This window comes from Helicobacter aurati, from assembly GCF_003364265.1.
Taxonomy (GTDB): Bacteria; Campylobacterota; Campylobacteria; order Campylobacterales; family Helicobacteraceae; genus Helicobacter_A; species Helicobacter_A aurati.
In genome coordinates, this window is sequence record NZ_NXLW01000027.1 from 1 (window position 1) to 6,823 (window position 6,823).

A 6,823-nucleotide genomic window follows, 5' to 3' on the forward strand; every position below is an offset into this window, starting at 1 on the left:
TTATGAAGTTTTGTCGCAAGATTCTCCATATTTGAGCCATTCCCACTTGCCATAACGACAATCGGGATAATTTCTTCTGCTTTGTGTTGATTACAATTTCTATTTTCCATTATTCATCTCCATTGTTTATCTACTATAAAAAGAATATTATCTCAAATCTATCAAGAATTTAGCGCGCTATTTGTAATGATTTGAATGAATAGGAAAATCATTGTAGACATTGAATATCAAGCTCTGAATATCACGCTCTTTTAGCGTTTTGATACGAAAAATTATAAAAAATAAAGATAAAACCTAAAGGCTTAGGCTTATGATAATTTACTCCACACTTTAAAATAGGCTAAAAATTTGAGGGGGCTAGAGCTAGGAATCTTTTTAGCGATTCTTCGATGAGATTTAGCTCTAAATTCTTGGCTATAAATACGAGCTTAGACCTTTTTTCTTTTTTCAAATCCTTAATGTGTGTAGGGGGATGCACCAGATGCCCCACTCCGTTGATATGAATAAGATATTCCTCACCAATATCAACCAGCCCTTTAATCCTTAGAATCTGCGAGCCATAGCGATGTAAAAGCATACTAAGCCAGATGCTAAAAGCACTCCAATCTATAACTTCTTCAAAATAAAGACAAAGGGAATGGATAGAATCTTTATGCGGTGTGGTTGTTGTCTGATTGGTATCAGACACCTCATGCTTGATTTCTAGCAGGTTCTCAAAGCTAAAGAGCTCTTTTCTGATAAGCTTTATGCCATAATGCAAGGAATGAATATAATGTCCTAAAGATTCTATATCTGCATTAAGGTCAACTTTTGTGAATACGATACAATCAGAATGAATGATTTGACTTAGGGCTTCCTCGTTATTTTGAATCTGCGAAAGTCCATTGAGAGAATCAATACATGTAATGATATTGGCAACCTCAAAATGATTAGACAAAAAAGCATCGCTTAGAAATGTAAAGAGAATGGGTGCGGGGCTAGCAAGCCCTGTGGTTTCTATGAGGATTCTGTCTAGTTTCTGCCCATTTTGCTCATATCTATTGAGTAGCTCTTTAAATTTCTCGGATAAATCCTCTCTTTTGTGGCAACACATACAGCCCGAACTGATAACGACCGTCTTTTCTTCGATGAATTCAGAATCAATTAAGATATTATCAAGCCCAATCTCGCCTAGCTCATTCACAACAAGAGCGATATTGGAATCCTTTTGATTCTGCAAAATCTCTCTTAAAAAAGTCGTTTTGCCGCTCCCTAAGAAGCCTGTAATGATATGGACAGGGATTTTAGCCATTTTTTGCTTCTAAAAAACGGAGCAAGCTAGGGTTTAGGGCATCGGGCATTATTTTCTCTAGCTCTTCGACTTTCTGCCACAAATCGCCCAAATCATTCACAATAACATCACGACCTTTTTTATTGCTTAGGATATACTTGCTTCCCTGCCATTCCTTAAGCTTCAAGCCATAAAATTCCAGAATATGATTAAGAATCTTTACTCTCTTCAGACGGCTACGCATTCTTTGTTTCTGCTCTTCCCCTGAAACGATAGAAGTCGTTTCATCTCGCTTGGTGTCGCTCCAGTGAAAAGAGCTCATCATTTCTCCACACAAAACACACATTTAGAATCTCTCATTCCTCTCTATTGCATTAGTTTTATTGTTACAATAATTTCAAGGGCAAAACAATAAGCCCTTAAAGCAATTCTCTATCAGGCTTTTTTAAATTTTTAGGGGTTATTTCTTTCGTGGATTTCTCTTCAAAAAATCATCAGCGATAGTATTGAAATCAACCCACTTCACGCCATCATGTTTATTAATATGCTCAATAATTCGTTCATGCATGAGCAATACTTGCGGACGCCCGCTTACATCAGGGTGGATAGTCATCGCAAAGACGGCATAATCCATTTCTCTATACACCCAATCAAATTGATCTATCCACATTTGTCCTATATCTCTTGGCGATACAAAGCCAAAGCTATTGGGAGATTTTTTGATAAACATCATGGGGGGTAAATCGTCCAAATACCAATTAGCAGGGATTTCAAGCAAATCTGTCTCTTGCCCTCTAACCAAAGGCTTCATCCAATCCTTTGCTTCTGTGCTGTAATCAATTTTTGTCCACTTATCACCCACGCGCACATAATAAGGGCTAAAGTCATTGTGCATCAAGGAATGATCGTATTTAAAACCATGTTTGAGCAAAAGCTCGTTGGTGATATTCGAAAATTCCCACCAAGGCGCCACATAGCCTGTGGGCTTTTTACCGCTTATTTGTTGGATTAATTCAATACTTTTCAACAAAACATCTTCTTCTTGTTTTGCGCTCATAGCAATTGGATTCTCATGGGAATAGCCATGCGCCCCTATTTCATGCCCCGCATCCACAATCATTTTCATTTGGTCAGGAAAAGTCTCAATCGAATGCCCTGGCGCAAACCATGTTGCGGGGAGATTGTATTTCTTAAAAAGCTTTAGGAGTCGTGGAATCCCAATCTCCCCAGCAAAAAGCCCTCTTGAAATATCATCAGGAGAATCTTCGCCACCATAGCTTCCAAGCCAACCTGCCACAGCATCTATATCTACACCATAAGCTACTAAAATTTCTTTTGCCATTTTTATTCCTTATTGTTGGGATTGAACAGATCGATTTGTCGTAAGATTTTCTGTTGCAAATTAAGATTTATATCTTTAAGATAAGGTAAATTTTGTCTTTGAATCCGCACTTCATCTAAGTCAATCTCTTCACAACTAAAGTCCTCATCAAATACGATCTCCTGCAAAACTTCACCTTTAGGATTGATGATTTTTGATTTTCCCGCGAAATATAACTTTTCGTTATTCAACTTCGAGGTTTCACAGCCGCTACGATTTGCCGCAAGCACAAAAAGCCCATTTTCTAGTGCTCTAGCCCTTGTAGCAAGATTCCAAACATAGCTCCTTGCCTCTCCAAAAGCGGCAGGACAACAAAGAATCTCCGCCCCCTGCAAGGCAAGAGCGCGCACACCTTCGGTAAAGCCTATCTCATAGCAAATCTGCAAACCAAGCCTGACACTGAAAGATTCAAATTCAAGCTCAAAGATTGGATATTTCTTTCCTCTTGCGAATCTGTGTTTTTCATTACCCCAAAGATAGATTTTTCTATACTTTCCAACAAAGCCTTTTGGTCCAATAATATACGCCGTATCAAAAATATTTTTTTGTGTTTTTTCCATACTGCACGCAATGATATAGCTGTGATATTGCGCAGCAAGCTCAAATAAAGGTTTTAGGGTAAAAGAGTTGTGGTCTTTAAGAGTAAGGGCATATTCTTTGTCTCTATCTTCAACACAATATCCGCTATCAAAAAGTTCGGGCAAGAGGACAATCCTCGCTCCACTCCCTAAAGCTTCTTGTGTCAAATACAATGCCTTATCTCTATTTTCTTGTATCTGATAGGATAAAGGCGCAAATTGCACTATGGCAACTTTAATTTTTGTATCTTTTGGCATATATTCAATCCTTATTGGCTACATTATAGGATTTTAAAGATTAATCTTTTGCTTTATTTTTGTTAAAACAATGATAGAATGTGTAGGAATGTTACAAATCACAATATAACTTAAGAATATTTTCTATTGTTTATCTGTGAATTAATTTACAAAAGATTCTAACTTTGCGTGGACTAATGTTCCTATCTCTTAGTACTTAATGGTATAAACTTCGTGTTATAGCCTTTCGCATTCTGCTTTTTACGCATTTTCTAAGCAAATATTACCTTAGCCCATTTCTGATTCTTTTAAGAATCACTTTACATTTTGCAAACAAAATTCCTTAAAATATTTGTAAAATGTTCACAAGTCTAAGTTTTTAAATGATAATGCTGATAATTAGCCAAGCATACAGCCATAGTTATAATTTTAAGATACAGACTCATATCATCATCAAGGATTGTCGATGCAAAAGGATTTTGGCAAACTCGGTTTTATTATTGCTGCACTTGGTAGTTCTATTGGGTTGGGGCATATTTGGCGTTTTCCAACTATGGCTGGCACGAGCGGAGGAGCAGCATTTGTTCTATTGTTCCTAGCAATCTCACTTGTTATTGGTTGCGCGATGCTTATTGCTGAAATGCTCATTGGACAACAAGGCAGAAAAAATGTTCCTGATAGCTTCAGGGTTATTACAGGCAATAACAATACTAAATGGCGATTTATGGGTGTCGCTTTGTTTGCAGGACCAATCATTCTTACGTTTTATTGTGTGGTGTTGGGATGGGTGCTTTATTATTCGTGCTATGTAAGCTTTCAGCTCCCGCAAACTTTCACGGAAAGCAAAGAAATATTTAATGCTTTGGTTGTAAGTAACAGGCAACTATTCTATCAGATTCTATGTTTTGCAATCATTCTTTTAGCGACGGCTTATAATATTGCGCACGGTATCAAAGGCATTGAGAGGCTAAACTTTATCTTGATTCCTTTATTGTTTTGTATTTTTTTTGGTTTGTTGCTCTATGCTATATCTCTTCCAAGTTTCAAACAAAGCCTCACATTCATGTTTCAGGCTGACTTCTCTAAAATAGATTCTCATGTATTAACAAATGCTATGGGGCAAGTCTTTTTTTCGCTATCAATTGGGGCTGGAACAATACTGACTTATACTTCACATGCTAATAAAACACAGAATCTTCTGAATGCTTCTCTTGCTATTCTTATACCCGGAATTATTATTTCACTCATGGCTGGGCTGCTTATTTTTACTTTTGTATTTGAATATGGCGATGCAAGCAATGTAAGCGAAGGTCCGGGTCTTATTTTTATAACATTGCCCGTTATGTTCGAAAAATTTGGAGTGTTAGGCAATCTGTTTTCTGTGTTATTTATGGTTGGATTACTCCTTGCTGGAATCTCATCAACCGTTTCTTTGCTTGAACCATGTATTAAATACCTTGTCGATAGAACGAAATATTCACGATCTTCACTCACTTATATGGTAGCATTTGCAATTTTTATAGCAGGTATTTTCATTATCCTCTCTCAAAACGTAGAATATAGTGTTTATTTAACAATATTAGGAAAAAGTTTATTTGATTGGGCTGATTGGTTAAGTGCAAATATATTGCTTACTTGGTGTGGATTTTTTGGTTCATTGTTTGTTGCCTATTTTATTCCACAACAAAAGTTGAGAAAATGGACAAAGCCATATTTCAAGAGTGATGTACTCTTCTTTGCGTGGCTCTATTCATTACGCGTCTTAGCCCCTCTTATGGTATGTGTGATTTTCTCTCATAAAATTTATGAACTATTCTCTACTCAATAAGGAACAATTATGGCTAGAAAACTGCCAAGAACAATAGGGCTTACGAAGAAAAAGCTCCTATTTTCCTCTCCAATTTTGTTTGCGTTAGCGATTCTTGTTGTCTTTGCGAACAGTCCTTCCCCGCAAACTTTTTCAGAATCTAAAGAGTTATTAAGCAAAGCATGGAATAGGCATAACTTCACGCGCGATTTCTATTGTCAAGCCCCTTTCACTATTACAGAGAGTGCGATAACGGTTATTCCTAGTGAATATTACACACCAAGGAAACCGTTAGCAAGTAACAATAAGCCCAATATACGAGCAAGTCGGATTGAATTTGAGCACATTATGCCCGCCCATAATTTTGGCAAACATCTCCCATGTTGGAAAAAAGGCGGACGTAAAGCATGCAAAGAGGATAAAACATTTAATTCTATGGAAGCAGATTTATATAATCTTGTGCCCGCCATAGGTGAAATTAATGCAGACAGGAGTAACTACAAATATGCAGAGGCACCGCGCAATGTAGTCATTGGTGGACAATATGGAAATTGTCCCGTACATACTGACTTTAAAGCCAAAAGATTCTATCCTGCAGATTACTCAAAGGGACTTATTGCAAGAACCTATCTCTACATGAGCAATACATATAACATTAGGTTAAGCGATAGTGAGCTTAAACTAATGCAAGCATGGGACAAAATGTATCCACCCAATGACTATGAAATCCAACGTAATAAAATTATTGAAGAGATTATGTTTTGGCAACGTATAAATGCTCTACGTAAAATTTTCTAATTCCGCCAAGCACAATTTCAGCAATTATTTCTTTTTCAATGTCCCTGTTACGGTTGTGCAAACTTGATTGCATTCTGTCGCACTGCAAACAGTCTTGCATTCTGTGCTAACGAAATTATTTTTTTGTGCATTTTTAGCGCAACCATTCATCAAACCTACAACAAATACACCAGCAAACAATGACCTCATTAAAGAATAAATAAATCGCATAATAATCCTTAGTACAAAACAAACTATCAGCAATAAATATTCCAAATTTATGTTACAATTACAAATAAGGATTAGATTATGAAACCAATATCTCATGACAAGAAACCTATCAAAAATTCGTTTAAATCAGATTCTAAAACAAAACAGCTACAAGAAGAAATCTATTTTTTAGAAGCGCAAATTCTTGACATGTTTGAGGTAATATTCTTTTTTGCAGGATTAGACCCCGAGCATCTCTCTCATGCCCTTGAATATTATACGCAACTTTTAGATAGCCAAGAACAAGACCAACAAGCGGTAAACATAGAAAAATCAGAATCAAAACCAATAGGACCAGCAGCGAAACAAGCAAGAGAATCAAGAACAGACATAGAGATAGCAGAATCAAAAGCAAAATCGGCAAGAGTAGCAGATGAAGAAGAATACACGGCACAGAGTATTATTGCCTTAATTCAAAAGATTCAACGTGATAAGCCAGAATGGTTCAGGCATTAATATACATTAATAAGTGAACATTTATTAGAATCAAGTTACAAAGAATC

At 36.6% G+C, this 6,823-nt stretch carries 8 protein-coding genes; 3 read left to right on the top strand and 5 right to left on the bottom strand.

The features are described from left to right. Positions 1 to 340: 340 nt before the first annotated feature. The 4 genes from CQA66_RS08845 to CQA66_RS08860 form a co-directional block, all read right to left on the bottom strand. Complete coding sequence (locus CQA66_RS08845; RefSeq protein ID WP_104763818.1) at positions 341 to 1,291, bottom strand: CobW family GTP-binding protein; 951 nt, start codon at positions 1,289 to 1,291, stop codon at positions 341 to 343. Further along, positions 1,284 to 1,616, bottom strand: coding sequence for a hypothetical protein (locus tag CQA66_RS08850; protein WP_104763817.1), 333 nt, complete (start codon positions 1,614 to 1,616; stop codon positions 1,284 to 1,286). The genes CQA66_RS08845 and CQA66_RS08850 overlap by 8 nt, the downstream gene beginning before the upstream one ends. Positions 1,617 to 1,730: 114 nt before the next feature. Further along, entirely contained in the window at positions 1,731 to 2,612 is an 882-nt protein-coding gene (locus tag CQA66_RS08855; protein ID WP_104763816.1) for a polysaccharide deacetylase family protein, read from the bottom strand. 2 nt (positions 2,613 to 2,614) lie between these two features. Further along, a complete protein-coding gene (locus CQA66_RS08860) occupies positions 2,615 to 3,487 on the bottom strand; it encodes a carbon-nitrogen hydrolase family protein (RefSeq protein ID WP_104763815.1) in 873 nt (290 codons plus the stop codon). A 445-nt stretch (positions 3,488 to 3,932) separates the two neighbouring features. Between CQA66_RS08860 and CQA66_RS08865 the strand changes: the two genes are divergently transcribed. Continuing rightward, positions 3,933 to 5,294: a sodium-dependent transporter gene (locus CQA66_RS08865; protein ID WP_104763814.1), complete on the top strand. Its 1,362-nt coding sequence runs from the start codon at positions 3,933 to 3,935 to the stop codon at positions 5,292 to 5,294. 9 nt (positions 5,295 to 5,303) lie between these two features. Further along, complete coding sequence (locus CQA66_RS08870; RefSeq protein WP_104763813.1) at positions 5,304 to 6,071, top strand: endonuclease; 768 nt, start codon at positions 5,304 to 5,306, stop codon at positions 6,069 to 6,071. A 24-nt stretch (positions 6,072 to 6,095) separates the two neighbouring features. Here CQA66_RS08870 and CQA66_RS08875 read toward each other — a convergent pair whose 3' ends face one another. Continuing rightward, on the bottom strand, positions 6,096 to 6,281 hold the full coding sequence (locus CQA66_RS08875) for a hypothetical protein (RefSeq protein WP_104763812.1): 186 nt from the start codon (positions 6,279 to 6,281) through the stop codon (positions 6,096 to 6,098). Between the two features lie 78 nt (positions 6,282 to 6,359). On the opposite strand from CQA66_RS08875, the gene CQA66_RS09350 reads away from it, so the two are divergent. Then, the gene (locus CQA66_RS09350; RefSeq protein ID WP_104763811.1) at positions 6,360 to 6,776 is read left to right on the top strand and encodes a hypothetical protein; all 417 of its coding nucleotides are present in this window, start codon (positions 6,360 to 6,362) and stop codon (positions 6,774 to 6,776) included. Positions 6,777 to 6,823: the final 47 nt, after the last annotated feature.